The following is a 22977-nucleotide window of genomic DNA, read 5'->3' as shown; positions in this document are numbered from 1 at the left end:
TCAGGCCCACTCGCCCTTGCGCATCACGGGTACCGCGGTGCCATCGTCTCTGACGCCATCGATATCCACCTGGTCCGAGCCGATCATCCAGTCGATGTGAATGAGGCTGGAGTTGCCCCCCTGCGCCTTGATCTGATCCTGCGTGAGTGACGCACCATCCAGGAAGCACTTGGAATAGCATTGACCCAGCGCGATGTGGCAGGACGCATTTTCATCGAACAGCGTGTTGTAGAACAATATGCCGCTGGCGGAGATGGGGGAGGAGTGCGGCACCAGGGCCACTTCCCCCAGACGTCTTGCGCCCTCGTCCGTATCCAGAACCTTGTTCAGGACGGATTCGCCCTTGGACGCTCTGGCCTCCACGATGCGACCTGCCTCGAACTTGACCTGGATATCGTCGATCAATGTGCCCTGATGCGACAGCGGCTTGGTCGAGGACACGTAGCCATCCACCCGCAGCGCATGCGGCGTGGTGAAGACTTCTTCGGTCGGAATGTTGGGATTGCAGGTGACGCCATTCTTGGCGACAGAGGCACCACCGTGCCATTCATGGCTGTCTGCCAGACCGATGGTCACATCGGTGCCGGGTCCGGTGAAATGCAGGGCGGAGAACCGCTCGCCATTCAGCCACTTGGAGCGCTTTGCAAGGTTGGCATTGTGCTCAGCCCAAGCGGCAACCGGATCGGCCAGATCGACGCGTGACGCCGCAAAAATCGCATCGGCCAGCTTCTTCACAGCCTCGTCTTCGGGAATACCCGGAAACACCTGTTTGGCCCAGGATGGATTGGGGTAGGAGATGATGTTCCAGTTGATATCGAAGTTGGAAATCTTCTCGAGGGCTGGCTTGTAGGCTGTGGAGTTCGCCTTGTTGGCGCGTGCCACCTTGGCTGGGTCAGCATCGGCCAGCAGCATCGGGTTGTCGCCGGAGATGGCCAATCGGGCAGCTCCGTTTGCATAGGCTTTCGCCATGCCTTCATAAAGCCAGCCGGAGGCCCGGTCGAAATTGGCGTCACTGGCATGGTTGTAACGCGCCAGTGTCGTTTCCTCGTCGGAATAGAAAGCCGTCACCAGACCGCCGCCAGCCATATAGGCGTGCTTGGTCAAGAACCGCACCAACGGCAGCGCAGCCAGCGGTGCCGTGATGACCAGATCCTGGTCCTTCTGCAATTGCAGCCCGACCTTGATCGCAACTTCAGCCAGCTTTTCCAGTTTGACGGGATCGATGGGGGAGACTGTCATGATACGCCTTCACGTCTGTATTGAGAGGCGCGAAACATAGCCCATTCACCGCGAAAGCCAACCGGCTTTCTGCTATTCGGTCATGAGCGGCGCGGCGATGGCCCTGAGAACGGCCTGTGCATCGGCAGGTGAAAGCCGGACCTGCAATCCCCGCTGGCCGCCATTCATATAGACGAGATCATGGTGCATCGATTGGTGTTCTATGGCCGTCGGCACCTGCTTTTTCTGGCCGAAAGGGCTGATGCCGCCGACATGATATCCGGTGGCGCGTTCGGCATCGGCTGGCTTCATCATATGGGCAGATTTGCCGCCAAAAGCCGCAGCCAGCTTCTTCATGCTGACCTCATGATCGGAGGGTACGACAACGCAGACCGCCTTGCCATCGACCTCGGCCATCAGGGTTTTCAGCACCAGATGCGGTTCGGCACCGATGGCTTCTGCCGCCTGAAGACCGATGCGCTCCGCATTTGGATCATAGTCATAGGTGATGGTCGTGAAGGAGATACCGGCTTTGGTCAGCACCTGAGTCGCGCGTGTCGTCTTCGACATGGATCTCGCCTAACCGAAAAGCGCGGCATAGGCATCAGGCTTGAAGCCAACCGTGATCTTGCCCTTTGCCTCCAGAACCGGCCGCTTGATCATGGAAGGCTGCGCCTGCATCAAGGTGATGGCCTTTTCGCGGTTCAGATTGGCCTTGTCGGCCTCATCCAGCTTCTTGAACGTTGTGCCTGCGCGGTTCAGCACCGTTTCCCAACCCGTTGCGTCGCACCACGCGTTGAGGTGGGCGTCATCAATCCCGGCATTCTTGTAGTCATGAAACACATGGTCGATGCCCCTCGCTTCCAGCCAGGTGCGCGCCTTCTTCATCGTGTCGCAGTTCTTGATGCCGTAAATCGTAACCGTCATATCATCAACCTTTTCATGCCTGCGCCAGACATAGCAAAATCTCGAACGCTTTCAAATCGCATCGAGCCATGCAAATTTGCACGGTCTGACATCCAAATGAGTTCGAGCTGCGCTGCATGGCTTGCCTGCTATATCATGAGTTGTGCAAAAGCCTTCGCATGCTCATATTCTGGGCAACACGAAGGAGATAACCACATGCGTAACGTGACCAAGACATCCCGTAAATTCTTTGGCGAAACTTTTGCCGTTTTCGGCGCAGCTCTGGCCGTTTCCGCTGCTGTTCGCTCCCACCGCAAGCCAGCAGGCGCTGACCTCGACGCACTCGGCATCGACCGCACGGCCTTCGACAAGGTTCAGCTCTAAGCCTGAATTCTTGTTGGCTGAGCGGCAGCGTTTCGCCTGATAAATATTAGATCAATAAAAAGCCGGTCGATGTGTTTTCATCGACCGGCTTTTTCATTGCAGAACTGCTGACTTTATTCCCACTCGATCGTGCCAGGCGGCTTGCTGGTCACGTCATACACGACGCGGTTGATGCCTTTGACTTCGTTGATGATGCGGGTTGCCGCGCGTCCCAGGAAGTTCATGTCGTAAGGGTAGAAATCTGCCGTCATGCCGTCCACCGAGGTTACGGCGCGCAGGGCGCAGACGAAGTCGTAGGTGCGGTAATCGCCCATAACGCCGACAGTCTGCACCGGCAGCAGCACGGCAAAGGCCTGCCAGATGGTGTCGTAGAGACCAGCCTTACGGATTTCATCGAGATAGACGGCATCGGCCTTGCGCAGAATATCCAGCTTTTCGCGCGTCACGACACCGGGGCACCGGATGGCGAGGCCGGGGCCGGGGAAGGGGTGGCGGCCGATGAAGCTTTCGGGCAGACCAAGCTCGCGGCCAAGCACGCGCACCTCGTCCTTGAACAGTTCGCGCAGCGGCTCCACCAGCTTCATATTCATGCGCTCTGGAAGACCGCCGACATTGTGGTGGCTCTTGATGGTGACGGATGGACCGCCGGAGAAGGACACGCTTTCGATGACGTCAGGGTAGAGGGTACCCTGCGCCAGAAATGCGGGCGCGCCCTTGCCGTCGGACGCGATCTTGGCGGCTTCGGCCTCGAAGGTCTCGATGAACAGACGACCTATGGTCTTGCGCTTGACTTCCGGGTCGGAGACACCGGCCAGTTCCGTCAGGAACACGTCTGACGCATCCACATGCACCAGAGGAATATTATAGTGGTCGCGGAACATGGTCACGACCTGATCGCTTTCGGCCAGACGCATCATGCCGTGATCGACATAAATGCAGGTCAGCTGGTCGCCGATGGCTTCGTGGATCAGCACCGCGGCAACGGAGGAATCGACGCCGCCCGACAGGCCGCAGATCACCCGCTCGGTACCGACCTGCTCGCGGATCTTGCGGATCATCTCGGCGCGGTAGGCTGCCATGGTCCAGTCTGATTTCAGACCGACGATCTTGTGCACGAAGTTTGACAGCAGCTTTGCACCGTCAGGCGTATGCATGACCTCCGGGTGGAACATGGTGGTGTAATAGCGGCGCTCTTCATCGACGGCGATCGCAAACGGCGCGTTTTCGGATGTCGCGGCCACTTCGAAACCATGCGGCAATTGCGTCACCCGGTCGCCATGGCTCATCCAGACCGGGTAGCGTCCGCCCAGTTCCCAGAAACCGTCAAACAGCGGGCTTGCCTTCTTGATCTCGATATCGGCACGGCCGAATTCCGCCGCGTGCCCGCCTTCGACTGTGCCACCCAGCTGGGTGCAGAGCGTCTGCTGGCCGTAGCAAATGCCCAGGATCGGGATGCCGGAATCGAACACAGCCTGCGGTGCGCGCGGGCTCCCCTCTGCCGTCACGGAAGCGGGACCACCGGAGAAGATCACGCCCTTGGGTGCCAGCTTCTCGAACGCATCTGCGGCGTTCTGAAATGGATGGATTTCGCAATAGACTCCGGCCTCGCGAACACGGCGCGCAATAAGCTGCGTCACCTGGCTGCCGAAATCGATGATGAGGATGCTGTCGGGATGGGCTATCTGGGTCATGGCGAGCCTTTAAAGAAATCCGGGGCTTTAGGCAACCCGTGACATGGCCTGAAAAGCCAGAAAATAAGCGATTTAGCAAGACCTTTAGAGCGCGATCTCGCCATCTTCCACGGCGCGACACAGCCTGTCGACCGCTTGCGCCAGCTTCGCGTCGATCACGTCCAGATATTCCGTCCAGTCATCGATATGGCTGACATCCGCCTTGCCATCGGAGATACCGCGCAGACCGATCAGTGGAATGTCGAAGCGCTGGCAGGCCCGTAAAACGGCAAACGTCTCCATCTCCACCATATCAGCATCTACCCCGTCATAGTCCGCACCCGAGACGACATTGGCGCCGGTGGAAAGCCGCGCTTGCGCCACCTCTGGAATGCGCAAAGGCAAAGCGATTTCGGCAGGAAGATCGACAAACGGCGTGCAGCCTTTCTCGAACCCGAAGGCGGACGCATCCATGTCACGATAGGATACGGAGGTGGCCTGATAGACCTGCGCCTGCTCCAGCGTGCGCGATCCGGCAGAACCCAACGACACAACGAGATCGGGCAGACTGTCCCGCATCCGCAGTTCGGCAAGCGCGGTCGCCACCGAAACAGCGGCTTCCACCGGGCCAACGCCCGTCATCAGCGGTGTGAAACGCGCTTTCAGGTGCGGGCCATATTCGGCATCGGCAGCCATCACGAACAGCAGACGTTTGCCCGCCACATCGACAGTGTCATCCGTCATTCGTCGAAGCCTTCGCGGCCCTTCATCACCATCATCGTGCCGGTCATGGAGGCAATCAACTTGGCGGGTCCATCGGACAGCGCATAGGCGCGACCGTCTGCGACGATGATGTTGCTACCCGGCTTGGTGATCTCTCCGCGAAACAGAAACCGCTCGCCGCGCCCCGGCGACATAAGATTGACCTTGAACTCGATGGTCAGGAGCGAAGTCTCCGGCGCGATGATCGTATAGGCGGCGTAGGTGCAGGCGGTGTCCAGCGCGGCTGCAATGACACCCGCATGCAAAATGCCGTGCTGCTGCGTGAGTTTGGCATGAAACGGCAGCTCGATTTCCACCAGCCGGTGCTCGATGCGTGAAATCTCGGCGTTGATCGCCTGAACGACGCCCTGACGTGCGAAGCTTTTTTCTATCCTCTGGCGAAAATCGCCGGGATCGGTGAAATTCATTCCCCTGCCTTTCCTGTTCTTTGAAAAAACATGGCGCGTTGATCGCGGCATGGCAAGGGGAGGCTGGGTGCTAATTCAGATAAACGATGCTGGCATTGAGCAGTGTGGCGAACGCAACCCACACCGCGTAGGGCACGAAAAGCCACATGGAGATGCGGTCGCGCGTGGCGGTCATGAGGATGAACGCGACGACGCAGATCAGCATCGGCACGATCAGGATCAGCGCGCCGGCGGGGCTCTGCATCGTGAAGAAGATCGGTGACCACATGAAGTTCAGCAGCATCTGGCTGCCCCACAGCTGCATGCGCCCGCCCATGCGGCTTTGCAGCCACGTGCGTGCTCCAGCAATCGCGATCATCACGTAAAGTGCCGTCCAGACAGGCCCGAAAATCCAGTTGGGTGGATTGAAAAAGGGCTTGTTGAGCGACTGGTACCATTCGCCCGGCACGTTGTTCATGCCGATCAACGCGCCGGTGGTCACGACTGCCAGAACGAAAAGGAAATAGACCAGCGCTTTTTTCATAGACATGAAATGCATAGACGTGCCTTCTGTTCCGGTGTTATTTTAGCAATTTATCAGGCAAGTCTCACAATGTGCTGGTCCCACGCCACAGCACTGGTTTTGGTCCCGAATTGCCCGTCATAGGACGAGGTGACGATGCCTTTTGTCGCAGCTGCCACACCTGCGGCCTCGCGAAGCGCCGTCTCGCCGACAACCCTTCCGTTTTTCTCATCCAGCATCACCGTCGCATTGCCATTGGGCGATGTCAGGCCGACGATGCCGTCGTTTCGATTGATGGCGATGGCCCCGACATAATTGGCCAGTCGCGCGGTGGTTTCTTCCGGCAGGTCGATGAAATGGAGATCATCACCCTTGGAAAAATACCCCACCAGCGGCGGCAAATCGTTGCGCGGCCCCTCATACTGACAGGCAAACCAGATGCGCCCGTCACGTCCCAGATCGACATGGCGGGTTGAAAGCTGGCGCAGGTCTTTCGCAAGCCCATGCCGCTGGATCAGCCGCCCCGTCGCCGCATCGAGCAGCACCAGCGAAGGCTCCATCGCATCGATGTTGAGTTTGGTGCGACCAAAATCGGGGTGTGTCTCAATGCCGCCATTGGCGATGATGATCATCCGCCCGTCATCGCTGACAGTCATGTCATGGGTGCCGATGCCGCGCGCATCATATTCACCGATGCGCCTGAAGCCATCACGGGCATCGTAGAGACCGATCACACCACGATTCCTGTCAAAGTCGTTTTCGCTGGCATAGAGGATCGATCCATCCGGTGAAAACTGCCCGTGGCCGTAAAAATGCCGGTTCTCGGGCGTGTGCATCACGATGGGTTCGTGCCGTTTGGCCGGGTCGAATGCCATGAAGAAGGTGCCGGGCCTGCGAGCAAAGGCCACCGTCACGCCGGTTGCACGGCTGGTCGCCATGCCATGGGCGCGGGAGGGCAGAACCAGCCGATCGATGATCTCTCCCGCTTCGCTCACCGTCGCAACGCCGTAGGAACCGTCGCGGTCGCGGAAAGCCGAGGCGAAGACCGCATCTGTTCGCTCCAGCGCATAGAGCGAGCGCGGCGCAAGCGTTGCCAGAAACGGCAATCCCGCCGCCTTGATGAACGTGCGGCGATCGATCAGCAGTCGTTTGTCCCTCGCCACCCTTCAATCTCCATCCGCGAACGAAAAGCCGGAGCTGAGGCCGACGGCCCCACCATACTGGTCGTTGATGCGGTAGATAAGGTCCTTGCCGTTCAACAGAAGATAATCGACCTTGGCGCGTTCCTTGTCGTCATCCAGCGCCTTTTCCACATCGGGCTCGATAGTGCCGGACACGCGGACCATCGATTTGGCGATGAAGTCGATAGAGCCCATGATCGAGCGCTGGTCGGGTGGCAGAAGTTCGTTCATGCCTGCCTTGTGCAGCAGCGTCTGAACAGCGAACACGTTGTCGCCGATGCTCTTCCATGTCAGGCCCGATCGCCAGTAGATCGCGGTGCGCGGAAATTTGGCATTGTCCGGGCCCTTGTAGAAGGTTTCGATGCGTTGGTCGCGAATGGCTTCCGATCCATGGACCAGAATGCCCAGCAGCGCCACCAGCGCTTCTCGCTCGTCACGAAACACCGGATTGGCAGGTCCGGGTTCCTTCCAGTTCTTCGCCATCCCATCGGGCGCGTCCCAGAGTTCGGACAGTTCCTTGCCGATATTGGCAACATTGCCCGCAATGGCCGCGCCATAGCGGCAACGGAAGCCGTTCCTGTCCGTCAGAATGGCGTCCGCACCCGTGCCGTAAAGCACATATTCCAGCGCACCAAAACCCTGCGCCGCAACGCTTTTTGCCCGCAACCCCTGCGGCGTCGTCACGCTCTCGTCTTTTTCCGAGAGATACCGCTGCACCTGCTTGAGGCCGAGACCCTTCTTGTCGGGATAATACAGCACCCGCTCGAAACGGTTCTGCTCGATGACGGGGCCGACGCGGACGATCTCGATGCCCGCCCATGCGTGGGCCGCATCCGCAAAGCCTGCTTTCGCCGCCGCCATCGTGTCTGCGGAAGGCGCGGCGCACAGCGCCTGCATCTTCCCCTCCAGCGCCTCGGCGCTATCGCGAAAACCGTCATAGCCGGGGCGAATGAAGCCATCCACGGCCTTTTCCATCACGCTGCGGACTTTCACCGGGTCCAGCGGTGGCGGCGGCATCAGTTCCACATCCTGCGCAATTGCATGGCCGAAGCTGCATAGAAACGCGAGTGGCAGAAGGGCGTGAATTTTTCGCATCGCATTTTCCATCAAAGGGACTCCAGAAATTTGAGCAAAGCCTGCCGATCGGACTTTTGCAAGGCAGCAAAATCATCGCGCGCTGTTTGCGCCTCGCCGCCATGCCACAAGATCGCTTCGCTCAGGCTGCGCGCGCGCCCGTCATGCAGGTAAAAACCATTGCCATTGACGGCTTGCGTCAGGCCAATGCCCCAGAGCGGCTGGGTGCGCCATTCCTGCCCGCCCGCTTCGCCCACCTGCTGACCATCCGCCAATCCCTCGCCCATGTCGTGCAATAGAAAATCGGAATAGGGCCAGATCAGTTGAAAAGAATGCAGCGCATCGTTGGCGTCGCGCTTGGTCACGAATTTCGGCCTATGGCAGGACGCACATCCCGCCTCATAGAACTGCTGCTTGCCCCGCAGAACTGAGGGGTCATCGACATTGCGTCGCGCGGGGACGGCCAGATTCTCAGTGTAGAAGGTCATCAGATCCAGCACGGGCGAGGGCGCTTCCACGTCGCCCAGTCGCTTCTGCACACCGGTCGGCATGGCCAGACAGTCCGGCTCCTTGTCCGTGCAGTCGCCAAAGGCATTCGGCGTATCCGGCGAGGAGATGCCGATATCATGGGACAGCGCATTGGCGGCCTGATCCCGCACGCTGGCATTCTGCGCCTTCCAGCCGAAGCGACCGAGTTTCAATTCACCTGTCCGGTGGTCCCGCACCCATGCCGGTCTGCCGCCGTCAGGCCTGGCATTGGCCAGAATATCTTCGTCTGTGATAGCCTCGATCAGGCCCAGACCCAGCGTCGGCTGGGCAATGCGGGGAGAGAGCGTCGTGTCGGGCTCCAGCGGTCCGTAAGTCAGCCCGTTAATAGTATATGTGGGCTTTCGCAGCGATACGGTCTCTCCGTCGCCAAGCGTGACCATCTGCTCCTCATAGGAGATGGTAAGCTTGCCTTCCGCCTTAAGGCCCGGGACGGCAAGGTTCTGTAGCTGCCCACCATAGGTCGCATCGGGAAAGTTCACCACATCGTGGTCGCGGATCGCTCGTAATTCGTCCGGGGTGCGTGCGGGCCGCGCCAGGCGCAAAAACATCGAAACCGCGTCTTCATTCTCCACCGGTGGACGCCCGCGCCCATCCTTGATGTGGCAGGTCTGGCACGACCGCGCATTGTAAAGCGGCCCCAGCCCGTCGGAGGCCTGCGTGGAAGACGGTGAAGACACCCACAATTTCTGAAACAGCGCATTGCCCAGCTTGAAATCCTGGCCACGCTCGAAGGTCATATTGGCGGAGGCCTGCGAAAACGGATCGCGCATTTCAGTTGTTGTCGCCGCACCGGCAGACATGGCCTCGGACGGCTCTGCCTTGGAAAAGTCTGTTGTTGGTTGCGTGACGTTTCGGACACGCACTGCGTCTTGCGCAGAAAGGACAGGCTGCTTGCCTGTTTCAGCCGCCGTCAGCAACTCGCCAGTGGCGGCCACGATCAGAAGCGGACAGAGGAAAAGAAGCGACCGCAAGCGTTTCACACCCATCGACCTAAAGGGAGAAGCGGGCCGCATGTTATCAACGCGGCCCGCCTCATTATCCTACTTGAAGACAGCGTTCGGGCTATCAAGGCTGTCGGAGCCTTCGAGCTGGATCTTGCCCAGATCGAGAGCTGCAATCACGCGTTCAATGGTCTTGGTCTGGTCCAGAAGCCCGTCGATCGCAGCCTGCACGGTCGCGTTGCCGTCCTTGTTACCCTCGGCAATCATCTGGTCGTAAGCCTCAACCGTCTGGCCGCGCTTTTCCATGGCGTGCATGGCATCCAACGTCTTGGTCAGCTTGGCCTTCATTTCGGCATCCAGCGTCTTGTCACTGGCGGCAACGAGTTGCGAAAGCGATGGGCCGGTCAGGGTCTTGCCGTCCACGGTCGTGTACTCACCGCTATAGGCGGCTGCGATGCCGATGGCGTCGTTCAGATGCGAGTTGTAGGTGTTGTCGGAGAAGCAATCATGTTCTTCTTCCGGGTCGTGCAGCAGAAGGCCAAGCTTCATGCGTTCACCTGCCAGTTCGCCGTAAGACAGCGAGCCCATGCCGGTCAGAATGGCCGTCAGCCCCTTCTTCGGGTCGGCTTCCACGGTTTTTGCCGCTTCGCCATCCGGTGCCCAGTTGTCCGTCATTTCCTTGAGGTCGGCCACCAGAAGCGTCGAGGCCGCCTTCAGATAATCGGCGCGACGGTCGCAATTGCCTCCGGTGCAATTCTTGGTGTCGTAATCGGTATAGGGTCGGTTGCCCGCACCCGGTCCCGTGCCGTTCAAGTCCTGGCCCCAGAGCAGAAACTCGATGGCATGGTAACCGGTGGTCACGTTGGCTTCCACTTCGCCCGCTTCCGCAAGGCTGCGGATCAGATCCGGCGTGATCTTGGAGGCATCGACCTCTTCGCCGCCGACCTTGATTTTTTTGTTGGCGATGATGTTGGCGGTGTAAAGCTCGTTCTCGTCGCTTTCGGTGCCGTAGGCGCTGTCGACGTAATCGATCAGGCCTTCGTCCAGCGGCCAGGCATTGACCTTGCCTTCCCACTCATCGACGATCGAGTTGCCGAAGCGGTAGACTTCCGTCTGCTGATAGGGAATGCGGGCCTTGATCCAGGCTTCACGCGCAGCCTTCAGATTGGTTTCGCTCGGCGTGGCGATCAGCGCGTCGATGGCCTTGTCGAGTGTCTGCGCCGTCGTCAGCGCGTCCTGATATTTTGCAAAGCCCAGCTCCGCATAATGTTTGACCACGGCTGCCGGGTCGGTCGCGGCGCTGGCGGGAAGTGCAGTGAGGGTCACGGATGTGGCCAGAAGCGCAAGACTTGCGCCAAAAATGGATTTGCGGAACATGGTCTCTCCTATCGGCCCCCTTGTAACGAGGCCGTGAAGGCGAGTTCTGAACCAATCGCAAACTTGTGTCAAATATTCTAGTTTAGAAGCTTTCCAAGCAGGCTGCCGGATTTCGGCTCTTGTCAAATCCGGCAGTCCTGTTGGCTTTAAAACGCTCAGGCGTTCCGCTTCATCGAACAGAAAAAGAAGCCGTCCGTATCGGTCGTCCCAGGCGTCAGCGTTATGGTCTCGCCATCCGCCGAATGCGGCTTGGCGGCATCGGCACCAAAAAGGCCTGTCCAGCGATCCAGTGCGGAACGGATGGAAAACTCCGGGTTCTCGGCACAGAAATGACGAACCTGACGCTCGTTTTCTTCCGGAAGGACAGAGCATGTGACATAGACCAGCTCCCCACCGGGGCGCACGAACATCTTGGCCTCATCCAGCGCCTGCCGCTGCTGCTCGACCCGCTCTTCCAGATTACGCTGCGTCAGCCGCCATTTGGTGTCGGGGCGACGACGCCATGTGCCGGTGCCGGTGCAGGGGGCATCGACCAGAACGCGGTCGAATTTGTTTTGATAGCGTTCCAGGGCCTCGGCGCGGTCGTGAACCTGCACATTGCGGGTTCCCGCGCGCTTCAAGCGTTCGATGATCGGTGCCAGACGCTTGCGATCGGCGTCGAAGGCGTGAACCTGCCCCTTGTTGTTCATGGTCGCTGCCATGGCCAGCGTCTTGCCGCCACCGCCTGCGCAATAATCGAGGATCTGTTCACCCTCTTGCGCACCGGCCAGATCTGCGACGATCTGCGATCCCTCGTCCTGAACCTCGAACCAGCCTTTCTGGAAGGAAAGTTCGGCGGTCACATTGGGGAGACGCGAAGGGCCTTCGCCCGCCGCAATCCGCACACCCTGACGGGCGATGCGCGTGGTCTCGGCCTTCGCGTCTTCCAGCGCCTTGATGACCTTGGCACGCGATGCCTTCAGCGTATTGGCGCGAAGGTCGAGCGTCGGGCGCTCGTTCAGCGCTTTTGCCTGCCGCAGCCAGTCCTCACCGAAGGTCGCCTCGAAAGATGCCTGCACCCAGTCGGGAATGTCACCCTGAACATGGGCAGGCGCGTCAGACAGCGCACGCGAGGCGAAGGCCGACAAAGCCGCATCTGGCAGAGGCTCCGGCGCGAACTTGTCGCCATCGAATTCGGCTGTCAGCTGCTCGGCGGATTTGCCCCATTGGCGCAACATGACGGCATAGCCGAGCGCAGTCGCGCTTCCGTCATCCATCAGCCATGCGTGGGAAAGTTTCATGCGCAGGGCATCGTAAACGATGTTCCCGATAGCGGCCCTGTCGCCGGAACCGGCAAAACGATGCGCCAGTCCCCAGTCCTTCAGCGCGTCGGCAACCGGGCGTCTACGCGCCTCGATATCCGCCAACACTTCGATAGCCCCGGCCAACCGCCCGCCCAAACGCATATTCTACCTCATTCACAATCTGTCCGGGTTGGTAGACGCGAATGGTGTCGAGGGCAAGTCTTCGCCCGGAATTCCCTAAAAAACGCTTCGAAGCAACAGGCTCAGTTGGAGGCCATGATTTCGTAGCAGACCTTGGCCGTGCCGGAGCTGACCATGCCAATGTTCTTGGCGGCTGCCTTGGAAAGATCGAGCACGCGACCCTTGATGAACGGACCACGGTCGTTGATGCGAACCACGACAGCCTTGCCGTTGCGGGCATTGGTCACCTTGACCTTGGTGCCGAAGCGCAGCGAACGATGAGCCGCCGTCAGATTGGAAGGGTTCATCCGCTCGCCCGAAGCTGTCTTGGAGGTCAGTGCATACCAGGATGCGCCTCCGCAGCCGGTACCGGCCTGTGCTGAAAGTGGAGCGATGATGGAACATGCGGCTATAGTTGCAGCCGCAAAAGTCATGCGTCGTATATGCGTCAAACTGTGCTTCCCTGATACTCGGCCCCGCGCCGATGGACTTAGGCGTATTGAATTGAGGTGAGTGTAGAGCGAGCGAAAGATGGCGAAAAATGGCCAATGGGTGTTCACGAAGTGTTACGCGTTGTAACATTCGTGAAGGGCGTCTACCCCGTGAATTTCGATGGGTTTCGACGTATTCGAAAAAATTCATTTGGAATCAACGCCAAACGAAAAATCCGTGCAGAGATAGGGTAAAGCGAACCGGATCACGAATTCACTGTGAAATAATTTTCCAAGACATGAAAATTTTAGCCAGATTGCGCCTTAACAAATGGTTAAAAAGGCGAAAATGCGATTAAAACATTCCTGAAAAGGGCTTTGGATGGATTTTTCAGGGTGGCGGAATATGAACGTTTATTCATCTCGCCAGGTGCCCTCATCCCACATCTGTCGCAGCGATTGGCGGTAGTTGGGATAGGCAAAGGCGAAGCCCAGCTCTTTCAGCTTGCGGTTTGAGACGCGTTTGTTCTCGCCATAGAAAGAACGGGCCATCTCGCTCAACTCTGCGGTCTCAAAGGGTTGCTCTTCCGGGGGGGCCACATCCATCAGGTCCGCAGCAAAGGCGACAACATCCTGCGGCGGTGCAGGCTCGTCATCCGTCACGTTGAAGATGCCGTGGGCCTTGTGTTCGATCAGAAATTCGGTGGCAGCACCAATATCCTCCACACGGATGCGGTTGAACACCTGATCCTTCTTGACCAGTCGCCGCGCCGTGCCCTTTTCAAGGTTGATGAGGCCGTTGCGACCCGGACCGTAAATCCCCGAAAGCCTCAGGGTGCAGAGCTTGACGCCCGCCTGCTGACAGGCCGCGTCCCAGGCCTGTTCGGCCTCCACGCGCTCGACGGAACGTACGGAGACGGGGCGGCAGGGCGTGTCTTCATCCACCCAAGCGCCATCATGGTTGCCATAGACCCCCACAGTCGAGAGATAGGCAGCCCATTGCAAATCCGGCATGAGGCTTTTGAGGTCGCCCTTGCACAGCCGCAGCAGTGGATCGCCGGAAGCGCTGGGTGCGATCGACTGCACCACGTGCGTAACGCCGCGCAATTCAGCGCGCAATTCGTCGCTGATCGCCTCGCCCGAAAAAATGAAGGGAGCGATGGCCTGACACTGCAATGTCGAGATTTTGTCTTCGCCGCGCGTCGTGCCGGAAATGCGGTCCATATCGGTCTGGAGTGCTCTGGCGATGGCCTTGCCGGAATAACCGGCCCCGAAAATCATCAGATGCGACATTTACACTCCTGCCAAGAACCATTCGTCCAGCACGCCCGAATCGTCTTCGGATGCACGTGTGCCAGCGTAGGCATTGAAGCTGTGCCTGTCCATCAATCTTGACAGCGCCCACACCGCCATACCGCGCACGTCGGGCGACACATCCTGTACAAGTATTTGACATTGTTCGATAAACTTGGCGTCACCGGAGTTTCCGGCAGCGATCAGGACATTGCGAATGAAGCGGTTACGACCAATCCTCTTGACCGGGGATCCGCTGAAAAAAGCACGAAAAGCGGCATCGTCCAGCGTCAGCAGAAAAGCGATTTCCGGTTCCTTCAGGTCGTCGCGGGCCTGAAATTTCATCTCGGATGCGTTCGCCGCAAACTTGTTCCAGGGGCAAGCGGCCAGGCAATCGTCACAACCATAGATACGGTTGCCGATCATCGGCCTGAATTCCGGCGGTATAGACCCCTTGTGCTCGATGGTCAGATAGGAAATGCAGCGCCGTGCATCCAGCTTGTAGGGCGCGGGAAAGGCATTGGTCGGGCAGGCGTCGAGACAGGCCCGGCACGAGCCGCAGTGGTCCCTCTCGGCATCGTCCAATTGTAGCTCTGCCGTGGTAAACATGCTGCCCAGAAACAACCACGACCCATGGCTGCGGCTGACGAGATTGGTGTGTTTGCCCTGCCAGCCCAGCCCGGCCGCCTCGGCCAGGGGCTTTTCCATCACCGGCGCGGTATCGACGAAGACCTTCACATCTTCGCCCGCACGCGCAGCAAACCGCGTGGCAATCTCTTTCAACCGTCCCTTGATGACATCGTGATAATCGCGGTTGCGGGCGTAAACGGAGATTGCGGCCTTGTCGGCCTTGGACAGGATGCCGCGCGGGTCTTCGTCGGGGCCATAGTTCAGGCCAAACATAACGACGGACTTCACCTCGCTCCATAACGTCTTGGGGCGCGCACGGCGTTCCTGCGTCTCTTCCATCCAGTTCATGGTGCCGTGAAAGCCGTTGTCGATGAATTCCCGCAGCCGTTCTGGCGCGAGCGGAATGCTGTCGGCGGAGGTGATGCGACAGAGATCGAAGCCGAGCGCGTCGGCCTCTGCGCGGACGAAGTCCGTCAGCTTGGCAGCACGCGTCTGTTGCTTCTGCAATGCCGTGTCGATTGCTTTTCTCCCGATGCGCGGCGCAATGAAACCGCGTCGTGCATCATTATACCGCAAGCCGATGTCGCAGGCTTAAAAATCCAGGTCCGCATAATGGGACGAGGGCGCAAGCCGCGGCACCCGCTCTGTCAGCAGCGGTCGGAAGGATGGGCGCGATTTGACGCGCTGGTACCATTCCTTGGCAATGGGGGCTTCGAGCCAGTTGATCTCGCCGAGATAATCGAGAATGGATACGGAGGCACCCGCAGCGAGATCGGCGTAGCTCAGCCGGTCGCCCGCAAGCCATGTGCGCGAACCTGCCAGCCATTCCAGATATTTCATATGCTGATGGACGTTGGAACGCGCGGTGCGCAACAGCTTGCTGTCAGGCGGGCCACCACCCTGTGCAGTCGACATTTGCAATTTGTAAGCACGTTCGCGCACCAGCGGTCGCGTCACGTCGGTTTCCATCTTTTGTAGAAACCATTCCGTCAGGCGGCGGATTTCGGCGCGCTGGAACGGATCTTCGGCCAGAAGGCGTCTGTCCCGTTTCAGCACACCATGGGTCTCGTCCAGAAATTCTGCCAGAACATAGGGACCGCAGAGCGAGCGCATGTTGTCATCGAGATAGACGGGCAGCGTTCCCGCCGGGTTAAGTGCCAGAAACTCCCGTCGCTTTTCCCAAGGCTGCTCCTCGACCAGATCCGCCTGAAAACCATATTCGGTCAGGATCAGCCGGACGAATCGGGATGCGGTCGACATGGGAGAATGAAAAAGGGTTGGCATAGGCACTCAGATTTTTTGTGAAAGGAAGGGTTGTCTTTATCGCCAGGCGGCGGACAAACGATGGCCTGTGCAGAAACTATAAGTTCAGCTTTTTTAAGACAAGTTTAACAGCCGAGCGATTGCCACATCACTTTATCGCTGAAAAGGCGCGTTCACTCACGAAAAAAGCGCCTTCGATCAACCCGATGGCGCTTTTCTAAACTCATGGCACAAGCGCTTTGCTTGAAATCGATCAGTTTGCCGAGATCGAGCTCGTGGCGCATGGATCGACGCCATAGGCTGGCGAACAACCGGTCTTGCCAGCTGCGACCGTGCCCGGCGCCATGAACGAACCTGCCAGAACAACCAACGCCGCACACGCAAAAAAGAGTGCGATAGACTTGCCCATTTTATATTTGCCTTTCAGACGATGACCGCAACGACACCAGCCGCCGCACGATGATTGTTAGGTTCTGGATTGTGTGTAGGATGTGGCGTTTAGCAATAAAGGACCTTGCTGAACACCGGGTTAATGCGAACTCTTGTTCACAGTTGCCCATGTGCCACGCTTGGTCCAGTGTCGTGCTGATGTCATGATGTGCCCCCACATACGAAAGAAAAGGCAGCGAACGTGATCGCTGCCCGTTGGATGCATAACTCATGGGTTTGGATTTGGTTGCACGCCCTTTTTTAAAAGCGTAACGCCCGCGAGCTGGACGCCGATTTTCCATCCAAAGCGGGATAAGGGCTTAAGCGGCTTTGCCTGTTTTGCTGAACTGTCCGTGGGTGCGGTAGCTCACCATGTAGGACGGCAGAACGGATGCGACGCGTACCGGTGTGATGCCGAGACCGTCGAGCGTCCTCCCGGAATTGGCGGCCTCTGCGGATACGATATTGTCGTTGCGCAGCATCGTGACCTGATCGGCCGTCAGTGGCGGCGTGATCAGCGGTACCATCGATGCGACCTTGCCGATCATCGATGCGATGCCGAAGGGCAGATTGATCAGCGGGCGCTGGCGATAGGTCGCTGCCAACACCGCCTCGAGACAGTCTCGGAATGTCATGACGTCCTGACCACCCAGCTCATAGGTCGCGCCAGCCTTCAGCGCGCCATCGACGCTGCGTGCCACGACTTCGGCCACGTCCTCGACATAGACGGGCTGGAACTTGGTGTGCCCGCCGCCGATCAGCGGCAGAAACGGCATACGCTGCGCCATACCGGCGAATTTGTTGAAGAAATCGTCTTCCGGTCCAAACACGATCGAGGGACGCAGAATGATGGCATCCGGCAGAACCGTGCGGATCGCAGCTTCGGCACGGCCTTTCGTGCGGGCGTAACCAACGGACGAATTGGCATCGGCGCCGATGGCGGAGATATGCGTCAGGGTTGCGCCTGCGTTCCTTGCGGCCTCGGCCACGGCGCGCGCACCTAATTCCTGTACGGCGTCGAAGGTGTTGCGACCGCTCTCGAACAGGATGCCGACGCAGTTGACCACATGGTCGGCGCCTTCAACGGCCTTGTTGATGGACTCCTTGTAACGCAGATTGGCTTGCACAAAGGAAATCTGCCCGACATTGCCCAATGGCTGCAAGAAACCGGCCAGATCGGGACGGCGAACGGCAACACGAATGCGATAGCCGCGCTTGGCCAGAAAACGCACAACATGCCGCCCGACAAAGCCCGAGCCGCCAAAAACGGTGACGAGAGGGGGAAGGTTGGCCAATGGCATGGGAGGCTCCTGCGAAGCGTTGAATATATGCGTTTCCGTCTCTTAGCTTAAAGCCGATGCAACGGGAAGAGAGAACAGCGTTTGTGGCCAACCAGAATGAACGGTTGCTGGACGATGATCAGGTGCCGTCCATGATCATCAGTTCGGTATCGGCCACCTCCTGGCGGATTTTCAGCGCCTGCTGGTATTCGTCGGAGTTGTAGCAATCGAGCGCGTGCTGCATCGAGGGAAACTCGATGATGACATTGCGGGCCCGACCCTTGCCTTCGAGTTGCGTCACAACGCCACCGCGTGCCAGAAAATTCGCTCCGAACCGCTCGAATGCGGGTTTGGCGGTGGAGATGTAGTCCTTGTAGCGCTCGGCGTCGCGCACATCCACCTGTGCAATCCAGTATCCCTTGGCCATGGTCTTATCCTTTTCAGAGTGCTCTGGACATCTCGTCCAGAATGGCAAGCGCCGCAGCCTTTGGATCGGCTGCTTTGACGATGGGTCGGCCTACCACCAGATGGCTGGAGCCAGCCCTGATCGCATCGAATGGTGTCACAACCCGCTTCTGGTCGCCGGCGTCGCCACCGATAGGGCGAATGCCGGGGGTAACGACGGCCATATCAGAACCGACGATCTCACGCACAGCGGCAGATTCTTCCGCCGAGCAAACGATGCCACCCATGCCTGCGTCCCGCGCCTGTGCGGCGCGTTTCAGCACCAGAGAACGGGCGTCACCCTGATATCCGGCATCCAGCAGATCGGCGTCGTCCATGGAGGTCAGAACCGTGACGCCCAGAAGCGTCAGCCCGGACCCATGCGCCGCCTTGACCGCCGCCCGCATCGCTTTCGGATAGGCATGCAGCGTCAGCATCGACATGCCCATCTTGGCGATGTTTTCTACACCCGAAGCCACCGTGTTGTCGATGTCGAGGAGCTTCATGTCGAGGAAGATGTTCTTGCCGCTTTGCGCCAGTTCCCTGGCAAATTCCAGCCCGCCCGCAAAGGCCAGCTGGTGGCCGATCTTGTAGAACAGGACATCGTCGCCGAGTGCGCTGACAATGTTTTCGGCCTCAGCCACGGTTGGAAGGTCAAGCCCGACGATCAGGCGCTCGCGTGCGGTCATAGTCTCATCCCCTGCCATGTTTCCCCCTGCCACGTTTCCATTGCCGTCCAGTCGCATGTGATGCGCCGGTCTGCAAGGGTAAAACAGAACAGATTGCCACCACCCGCAGGCTGGTCGGTGCTGCGGGTAATCTGGCTTCCTGCGAGGTGGCATTTCAGCAGGGTTCCGACGCCGCCATGTCCCACAAAGGCAATTGGCAGCATAGGATCATGGTCAGCGAGAACAGTCTCGACAGCCGATACGATTCGGGCTTGCGCATCGATGGCCGTTTCCCAACCCTTGTAGCTGGCATGTGGGTGGGCAAAGAACCAGTCCGCCGCTGCCTCGAACTGGTCCGGCGGCAGAAACCCCGTCGCACTCCTGTCGTTCTCGTGCATGTTGGGAACGGTCTCAACGGCAACACCGCTCACCGATGCAACAATCTGCGCGGTTTCGGTGGCCTTGTTCTCGGCGCTGCTGACGATGCGGCGCAATGTCTTGGCCCAGGGCAGGGCACTGGCCTTGCGTGTTCTTTCGACGCCCAACTCCGACAGCCCCCAATGGGGAACCGGCACATCGGCGTCGATCCTGACCTGTGGGTGGGTGATGTAAAGCGCGTACATGATGCTACGCTAGCTCAGGCGCGGGTGTAGGTCCACAGCTGTGCGGGCGGAATGTTGCGCACCACGAAATCAAAGTGGCGAATGTGGTAGAGGTGCGGTTGCGCCACGATCGGCGACATCGGGCCATAGGAAATCTGGAGGACCGGACGTCCATGCGGCACGCGATTGAGCAGGTCGTCGAGAAGACGGATGCGCTCGGCCATCGGGAAGTTCAGCATTGGTACGGCTGAGATGACGCAATCGAACATCTGGTCTTTTTGCGCCGCCAGCGTGGTGTCCAGATCGAAAGCATCGCCATTGATGAAATTCACGCCCGGATAGCTGCGCAGCAGTTGCTGGTAGAAGTCCGTGGAATATTCGATGGCCGTCACGTTTTCCGGCCTCACGCCTCGGCCTAGAATAGCCTTGGTGATACAGCCGGTTCCAGGCCCAAGTTCCAGCACGGGCAGGCCGGATTGCGGGGTGATGACACTGGCCATGCGCCGTGCGGTCACACCGGAGGTCGGAACGATGGCGCCTACCTTTTTCGGCTGGTTGACCATTCCCTTGAAGAAACGAATTTCCTCTTCGAATTTCCTGCCGAAGCGCTGTTTCAGGCTCAGTCCCATCCGGTCCCCCTCTGTGTTCCGTCAAAACAACATTTGGTGAAACTGTGGCGATATGTTGTTTCGAACTGTCGTAAAGACAATGAAAAATGTCGCAACAGGAAAATGTCGATAACTGGGGAAAATCTGCAAACAAAAAAGCCGGTGAGGCGGTCACCGGCTTTTTTGCGTTTTCACGAGGTGAGAATACGCTAAACGCGCATCGGCATCAGCACGTAAAGGGCGTCATCGCCCGCATTGTCGCGCACAAGCGTCGGTGAACCCGCGTCGGCCAGAAGGAAAATCGCGTCTTCGCCGGAAAGCTGCGCCGTGATGTCCAGCAGGTATTTGGCGTTAAAGCCGATCTCCATGCCTTCGTGTTCGTACCCAACCGCGACTTCTTCCGTCGCACTGCCGGAATCCGGATTGTTGACGGTCAGCGTCAATTGCCCCTCGGTGATGGCAAGCTTTACCGCGCGGCCACGCTCGGACGAGATGGTCGAGACGCGGTCCACTGCCTTGGCAAACGACTGGCAATCGACGCGCATTTCCTTGTCGTTGCCGGTGGGGATGACGCGCTGGTAATCCGGGAACGTACCGTCGATCAGCTTGGACGTCAAAACGATGTCGCCGATCGCAATGCGGATCTTGGCATCGGACACCTCGACCGTCACTTCCAGTTCGGGGTTATCGACCAGCTTCTGCAACTCGCCCACCGTCTTGCGTGGAATGATGATGCCGGGCATGCCCTCGGAACCGGACGGCGCGTTTACGTCGGCGCGTGCCAGACGGTGGCCGTCGGTGGCGACGGCACGCAGCTTCAGGTCGTTGCCGCTTTCGATCGTGTGGAAGAAGATGCCGTTCAGATAATAGCGTGTCTCTTCGGTCGAAATCGCAAACTGCGTGCGGTCGATCAGCATTTTCAGGTCAGTTGCCTTCAGTTTGAAGACGTGGCTGAAGGTCCCGGCCGTGAGATCCGGGAAATCGGTTTCCGGCAGGCACTGCAACGAAAACTTCGAGCGGCCGGATGCAACCGTCATGGTCGAGCCATCGGGATTGGTGGCCAGAAGAACCTCGGAACCATCAGGCAGCTTGCGCACGATTTCATACAGCAGATGCGCGGGCACCGTCGTCGAACCGGCCTGTTCCACCATCGCTGGTGTCGCTTCGGTGATTTCGAGATCGAGGTCGGTCGCCTTCATGTCCAGCTTGGCATCGGATGCGCGCAAGAGCACGTTGGACAGAATGGGAATCGTGTTGCGCCGTTCCACCACACGATGAACGTGGTTCAGCGATTTCAGAAGGTTCGACCGCTCGAGGGTAATACGCATGAAGACTTCCGCTTTCAACCGATGCGATCCTGGATAGGCCGGATCGCCAAGATAGTGTCTCCGGCATTTTGGCCGGATAATGTGGACGGGCAAAATGGCAGAGTTATCGAGGAAAAGGCAAGGGGCCAGACCGCGTCATTCCTCAATTTTCCACGCTATACATTCCCTTACATGACGTGAGCGCCAACAACGGCCCTTGTTCGCAGGCGCCGTCTTGCCCATAAAGACAGGGAAATACCACAGGACGGGAATGATGCAGTGACAGATGAAGCGGTGAGCGACCAGACGATAGACGACGCAGACGGCACGGGCCGCGGTTTCAAGGTCGGTGGCTTCACCGTGCCTGCACGCCCCATCGATGCCGCACTCTATCTGGTCGCCACCCCCATCGGCAATCTCGGAGATATCACCTTAAGGGCGCTGGAAACACTGGCCTCTGCTGATGTTCTGGCCTGTGAGGACACCCGTGTCACCCGCATTCTGCTGGACCGTTACGGTATCCGCAATCGCCCCTATTCCTATCACGAGCACAATGCCGAAGAGGCCGGCCCCAAGCTCATCGCTGCCCTGGATGCCGGAAAATCCGTGGCGCTGGTGTCGGATGCGGGCACGCCGCTGGTCTCCGATCCCGGATATCGCCTGGGGCAAATGGCAGTCGAGGCGGGCCACCGCGTCGTGCCCATTCCGGGCGCTTCGGCACCTTTGGCTGCGCTGGTCGGCTCCGGCATGCCGAGCGACGCTTTCATGTTCGCAGGCTTTCTGCCAGTCAAGGACAAGGGCAAGCGCGACCGTTTTTCCGAGCTTTCGAAAATTCCGGCGACCATGATGTTTTTCGAATCCCCGCACCGCATCTGCGCCACCATAAAGGTCGCCTCGGAGGTTCTGGGGCCGAACCGCCGCGCCGTCGTATGTCGGGAACTGACGAAGACCTTCGAAGAGTTCCGCCGTGGCACGCTGGGTGAACTGACGGAATTTTATAACGAAGACCGTATCGTCAAAGGCGAGATCGTGCTCCTCATCGAGCCGCCGTCCTATGACGAAATTCCTGATATGGAAGACGTCGAAAAGCTGCTGAAAGACCTTGTCTCCACCATGCCTGCCGCAAAAGCGGCCGCAGAGGCCGCCAAACTCACCGGCCTGCCGCGCAAGGAGCTTTACCAGCGCATCCTTGACCTGAAGGGTAGCGATGGCGCGTGAGGCAAGCAGACGCCGGGCCGAACGGCGCGGCCATATTGCCGAATATTGGGCAGCGCTTTATCTGCTGGTGAAGGGCTATCGCATCCTCGCCCTGCGTTACCGCACCCGATCGGGTGAAATCGATATTATCGCACGCAAGAAGGACGTGATCGCCTTCGTCGAGGTCAAGGCACGGGCCTCTGAAACAGGCGCTATCGATGCGGTCAGCTCCGCGTCGCAAGTCCGCATCCGCGCCGCCGCCGATCTCTGGCTGTCACGTCGTAAGGACGCCGCTGCTTTATCGCTGCGTTTCGATATCGTTGCAGTCCTGCCGCGCCGCATGCCCAAACATTTCATCGACGCTTTCTAG

Annotated in this window: 26 protein-coding genes; 3 read left to right on the top strand and 23 right to left on the bottom strand. The window is 58.9% G+C overall.

Annotation, left to right across the window (positions count from 1 at the left end; translation table 11 throughout):
• The 3 genes from GGQ73_RS12580 to GGQ73_RS12570 all read right to left on the bottom strand — a co-directional run bounded on the left by GGQ73_RS12580 (position 1) and on the right by GGQ73_RS12570 (position 2145).
• A complete protein-coding gene (locus GGQ73_RS12580; RefSeq protein ID WP_183896642.1) occupies positions 1-1239 on the bottom strand; it encodes an aminopeptidase in 1239 nt (412 codons plus the stop codon).
• A gap of 72 nt (positions 1240-1311) precedes the next feature.
• A complete protein-coding gene (gene ybaK, locus GGQ73_RS12575; RefSeq protein ID WP_183896641.1) occupies positions 1312-1788 on the bottom strand; it encodes a Cys-tRNA(Pro) deacylase in 477 nt (158 codons plus the stop codon).
• 9 nt (positions 1789-1797) lie between these two features.
• Positions 1798-2145 carry an ArsC family reductase gene (locus GGQ73_RS12570; protein WP_174151902.1) on the bottom strand — a complete coding sequence of 116 codons (348 nt, stop codon included), beginning with the start codon at positions 2143-2145 and terminating at the stop codon, positions 1798-1800.
• Positions 2146-2340: 195 nt separating this feature from the next.
• On the opposite strand from GGQ73_RS12570, the gene GGQ73_RS12565 reads away from it, so the two are divergent.
• Positions 2341-2508 carry a hypothetical protein gene (locus GGQ73_RS12565; RefSeq protein ID WP_183896640.1) on the top strand — a complete coding sequence of 56 codons (168 nt, stop codon included), beginning with the start codon at positions 2341-2343 and terminating at the stop codon, positions 2506-2508.
• Positions 2509-2621: 113 nt separating this feature from the next.
• On the opposite strand, the gene guaA is transcribed toward GGQ73_RS12565, so the two are convergent.
• The 20 genes from guaA to dnaN all read right to left on the bottom strand — a co-directional run bounded on the left by guaA (position 2622) and on the right by dnaN (position 21431).
• A complete protein-coding gene (gene guaA, locus GGQ73_RS12560; RefSeq protein WP_183896639.1) occupies positions 2622-4199 on the bottom strand; it encodes a glutamine-hydrolyzing GMP synthase in 1578 nt (525 codons plus the stop codon).
• Positions 4200-4283: 84 nt separating this feature from the next.
• On the bottom strand, positions 4284-4922 hold the full coding sequence (locus GGQ73_RS12555; protein ID WP_183896638.1) for a 5'-methylthioadenosine/S-adenosylhomocysteine nucleosidase: 639 nt from the start codon (positions 4920-4922) through the stop codon (positions 4284-4286).
• The gene (locus GGQ73_RS12550) at positions 4919-5368 is read right to left on the bottom strand and encodes a PaaI family thioesterase (RefSeq protein ID WP_174151906.1); all 450 of its coding nucleotides are present in this window, start codon (positions 5366-5368) and stop codon (positions 4919-4921) included. The genes GGQ73_RS12555 and GGQ73_RS12550 overlap by 4 nt, the downstream gene beginning before the upstream one ends.
• A 70-nt stretch (positions 5369-5438) precedes the next feature.
• Positions 5439-5891: a TspO/MBR family protein gene (locus tag GGQ73_RS12545; protein WP_183896803.1), complete on the bottom strand. Its 453-nt coding sequence runs from the start codon at positions 5889-5891 to the stop codon at positions 5439-5441.
• A gap of 53 nt (positions 5892-5944) precedes the next feature.
• Positions 5945-7033, bottom strand: coding sequence for a DUF1513 domain-containing protein (locus GGQ73_RS12540; protein ID WP_174151907.1), 1089 nt, complete (start codon positions 7031-7033; stop codon positions 5945-5947).
• A 3-nt stretch (positions 7034-7036) separates the two neighbouring features.
• Positions 7037-8158 (bottom strand): imelysin family protein, encoded by a 1122-nt coding sequence (locus tag GGQ73_RS12535; protein WP_183896637.1) that lies wholly within the window; start codon positions 8156-8158, stop codon positions 7037-7039.
• Entirely contained in the window at positions 8158-9660 is a 1503-nt protein-coding gene (locus GGQ73_RS12530; RefSeq protein WP_183896636.1) for a di-heme oxidoreductase family protein, read from the bottom strand. Before GGQ73_RS12530 ends, GGQ73_RS12535 begins: the two co-directional genes overlap by 1 nt.
• A gap of 54 nt (positions 9661-9714) precedes the next feature.
• Positions 9715-10992 carry an imelysin family protein gene (locus GGQ73_RS12525; protein ID WP_183896635.1) on the bottom strand — a complete coding sequence of 426 codons (1278 nt, stop codon included), beginning with the start codon at positions 10990-10992 and terminating at the stop codon, positions 9715-9717.
• Positions 10993-11147: 155 nt separating this feature from the next.
• Positions 11148-12437, bottom strand: a complete 1290-nt coding sequence (locus GGQ73_RS12520) for an RsmB/NOP family class I SAM-dependent RNA methyltransferase (protein WP_183896634.1) — start codon at positions 12435-12437, stop codon at positions 11148-11150.
• Positions 12438-12538: 101 nt separating this feature from the next.
• The gene (locus tag GGQ73_RS12515) at positions 12539-12907 is read right to left on the bottom strand and encodes a septal ring lytic transglycosylase RlpA family protein (protein ID WP_174151911.1); all 369 of its coding nucleotides are present in this window, start codon (positions 12905-12907) and stop codon (positions 12539-12541) included.
• Positions 12908-13300: 393 nt separating this feature from the next.
• Positions 13301-14179, bottom strand: a complete 879-nt coding sequence (locus GGQ73_RS12510; RefSeq protein ID WP_234910958.1) for an SDR family oxidoreductase — start codon at positions 14177-14179, stop codon at positions 13301-13303.
• Positions 14180-15328 carry a tRNA epoxyqueuosine(34) reductase QueG gene (gene queG, locus GGQ73_RS12505; protein WP_183896801.1) on the bottom strand — a complete coding sequence of 383 codons (1149 nt, stop codon included), beginning with the start codon at positions 15326-15328 and terminating at the stop codon, positions 14180-14182.
• Positions 15329-15400: 72 nt separating this feature from the next.
• On the bottom strand, positions 15401-16093 hold the full coding sequence (locus tag GGQ73_RS12500) for a glutathione S-transferase family protein (RefSeq protein WP_174151912.1): 693 nt from the start codon (positions 16091-16093) through the stop codon (positions 15401-15403).
• Positions 16094-16325: 232 nt separating this feature from the next.
• Complete coding sequence (locus GGQ73_RS12495; RefSeq protein ID WP_164470679.1) at positions 16326-16481, bottom strand: hypothetical protein; 156 nt, start codon at positions 16479-16481, stop codon at positions 16326-16328.
• A 340-nt stretch (positions 16482-16821) separates the two neighbouring features.
• A complete protein-coding gene (locus tag GGQ73_RS12490) occupies positions 16822-17802 on the bottom strand; it encodes a complex I NDUFA9 subunit family protein (RefSeq protein WP_183896633.1) in 981 nt (326 codons plus the stop codon).
• Positions 17803-17920: 118 nt separating this feature from the next.
• Entirely contained in the window at positions 17921-18208 is a 288-nt protein-coding gene (locus GGQ73_RS12485; RefSeq protein ID WP_183896632.1) for a DUF1330 domain-containing protein, read from the bottom strand.
• Between the two features lie 13 nt (positions 18209-18221).
• Positions 18222-18914, bottom strand: a complete 693-nt coding sequence (pyrF, locus tag GGQ73_RS12480; RefSeq protein ID WP_183896631.1) for an orotidine-5'-phosphate decarboxylase — start codon at positions 18912-18914, stop codon at positions 18222-18224.
• Positions 18911-19516, bottom strand: coding sequence for a histidine phosphatase family protein (locus tag GGQ73_RS12475; protein WP_183896630.1), 606 nt, complete (start codon positions 19514-19516; stop codon positions 18911-18913). Before GGQ73_RS12475 ends, pyrF begins: the two co-directional genes overlap by 4 nt.
• A gap of 14 nt (positions 19517-19530) precedes the next feature.
• Positions 19531-20124, bottom strand: coding sequence for a phospholipid N-methyltransferase PmtA (pmtA, locus tag GGQ73_RS12470; protein ID WP_183896629.1), 594 nt, complete (start codon positions 20122-20124; stop codon positions 19531-19533).
• 188 nt (positions 20125-20312) lie between these two features.
• Positions 20313-21431, bottom strand: a complete 1119-nt coding sequence (gene dnaN, locus GGQ73_RS12465) for a DNA polymerase III subunit beta (RefSeq protein WP_174151918.1) — start codon at positions 21429-21431, stop codon at positions 20313-20315.
• A 288-nt stretch (positions 21432-21719) separates the two neighbouring features.
• Between dnaN and rsmI the strand changes: the two genes are divergently transcribed.
• Both rsmI and GGQ73_RS12455 read left to right on the top strand, forming a co-directional pair.
• The gene (rsmI, locus tag GGQ73_RS12460) at positions 21720-22628 is read left to right on the top strand and encodes a 16S rRNA (cytidine(1402)-2'-O)-methyltransferase (RefSeq protein WP_252094090.1); all 909 of its coding nucleotides are present in this window, start codon (positions 21720-21722) and stop codon (positions 22626-22628) included.
• Positions 22618-22977, top strand: a complete 360-nt coding sequence (locus tag GGQ73_RS12455; RefSeq protein ID WP_183896627.1) for a YraN family protein — start codon at positions 22618-22620, stop codon at positions 22975-22977. The genes rsmI and GGQ73_RS12455 overlap by 11 nt, the downstream gene beginning before the upstream one ends.

This window comes from Rhizobium skierniewicense, from assembly GCF_014196515.1.
GTDB classification, from domain to species: Bacteria; Pseudomonadota; Alphaproteobacteria; order Rhizobiales; family Rhizobiaceae; genus Agrobacterium; species Agrobacterium skierniewicense.
This window is presented reverse-complemented; position numbering and strand designations above follow the sequence as displayed.

What these genes read in the sequence shown, in the direction of transcription:
- GGQ73_RS12535 (WP_183896637.1), bottom strand. Translation starts at nt 8,158, where the DNA reads ATGGAAAATGCGATGCGAAAAATTCACGCCCTTCTGCCACTCGCGTTT.
- guaA (WP_183896639.1), bottom strand. Translation starts at nt 4,199, where the DNA reads ATGACCCAGATAGCCCATCCCGACAGCATCCTCATCATCGATTTCGGC.
- GGQ73_RS12500 (WP_174151912.1), bottom strand. Translation starts at nt 16,093, where the DNA reads ATGCCAACCCTTTTTCATTCTCCCATGTCGACCGCATCCCGATTCGTC.
- ybaK (WP_183896641.1), bottom strand. Translation starts at nt 1,788, where the DNA reads ATGTCGAAGACGACACGCGCGACTCAGGTGCTGACCAAAGCCGGTATC.
- dnaN (WP_174151918.1), bottom strand. Translation starts at nt 21,431, where the DNA reads ATGCGTATTACCCTCGAGCGGTCGAACCTTCTGAAATCGCTGAACCAC.
- GGQ73_RS12520 (WP_183896634.1), bottom strand. Translation starts at nt 12,437, where the DNA reads ATGCGTTTGGGCGGGCGGTTGGCCGGGGCTATCGAAGTGTTGGCGGAT.
- GGQ73_RS12565 (WP_183896640.1), top strand. Translation starts at nt 2,341, where the DNA reads ATGCGTAACGTGACCAAGACATCCCGTAAATTCTTTGGCGAAACTTTT.
- GGQ73_RS12495 (WP_164470679.1), bottom strand. Translation starts at nt 16,481, where the DNA reads ATGGGCAAGTCTATCGCACTCTTTTTTGCGTGTGCGGCGTTGGTTGTT.
- GGQ73_RS12545 (WP_183896803.1), bottom strand. Translation starts at nt 5,891, where the DNA reads ATGAAAAAAGCGCTGGTCTATTTCCTTTTCGTTCTGGCAGTCGTGACC.
- GGQ73_RS12525 (WP_183896635.1), bottom strand. Translation starts at nt 10,992, where the DNA reads ATGTTCCGCAAATCCATTTTTGGCGCAAGTCTTGCGCTTCTGGCCACA.
- GGQ73_RS12485 (WP_183896632.1), bottom strand. Translation starts at nt 18,208, where the DNA reads ATGGCCAAGGGATACTGGATTGCACAGGTGGATGTGCGCGACGCCGAG.
- GGQ73_RS12510 (WP_234910958.1), bottom strand. Translation starts at nt 14,179, where the DNA reads ATGTCGCATCTGATGATTTTCGGGGCCGGTTATTCCGGCAAGGCCATC.
- GGQ73_RS12555 (WP_183896638.1), bottom strand. Translation starts at nt 4,922, where the DNA reads ATGACGGATGACACTGTCGATGTGGCGGGCAAACGTCTGCTGTTCGTG.
- GGQ73_RS12455 (WP_183896627.1), top strand. Translation starts at nt 22,618, where the DNA reads ATGGCGCGTGAGGCAAGCAGACGCCGGGCCGAACGGCGCGGCCATATT.
- pmtA (WP_183896629.1), bottom strand. Translation starts at nt 20,124, where the DNA reads ATGGGACTGAGCCTGAAACAGCGCTTCGGCAGGAAATTCGAAGAGGAA.
- GGQ73_RS12550 (WP_174151906.1), bottom strand. Translation starts at nt 5,368, where the DNA reads ATGAATTTCACCGATCCCGGCGATTTTCGCCAGAGGATAGAAAAAAGC.
- GGQ73_RS12580 (WP_183896642.1), bottom strand. Translation starts at nt 1,239, where the DNA reads ATGACAGTCTCCCCCATCGATCCCGTCAAACTGGAAAAGCTGGCTGAA.
- GGQ73_RS12490 (WP_183896633.1), bottom strand. Translation starts at nt 17,802, where the DNA reads ATGCCATTGGCCAACCTTCCCCCTCTCGTCACCGTTTTTGGCGGCTCG.
- GGQ73_RS12530 (WP_183896636.1), bottom strand. Translation starts at nt 9,660, where the DNA reads ATGGGTGTGAAACGCTTGCGGTCGCTTCTTTTCCTCTGTCCGCTTCTG.
- GGQ73_RS12475 (WP_183896630.1), bottom strand. Translation starts at nt 19,516, where the DNA reads ATGTACGCGCTTTACATCACCCACCCACAGGTCAGGATCGACGCCGAT.
- GGQ73_RS12570 (WP_174151902.1), bottom strand. Translation starts at nt 2,145, where the DNA reads ATGACGGTTACGATTTACGGCATCAAGAACTGCGACACGATGAAGAAG.
- pyrF (WP_183896631.1), bottom strand. Translation starts at nt 18,914, where the DNA reads ATGACCGCACGCGAGCGCCTGATCGTCGGGCTTGACCTTCCAACCGTG.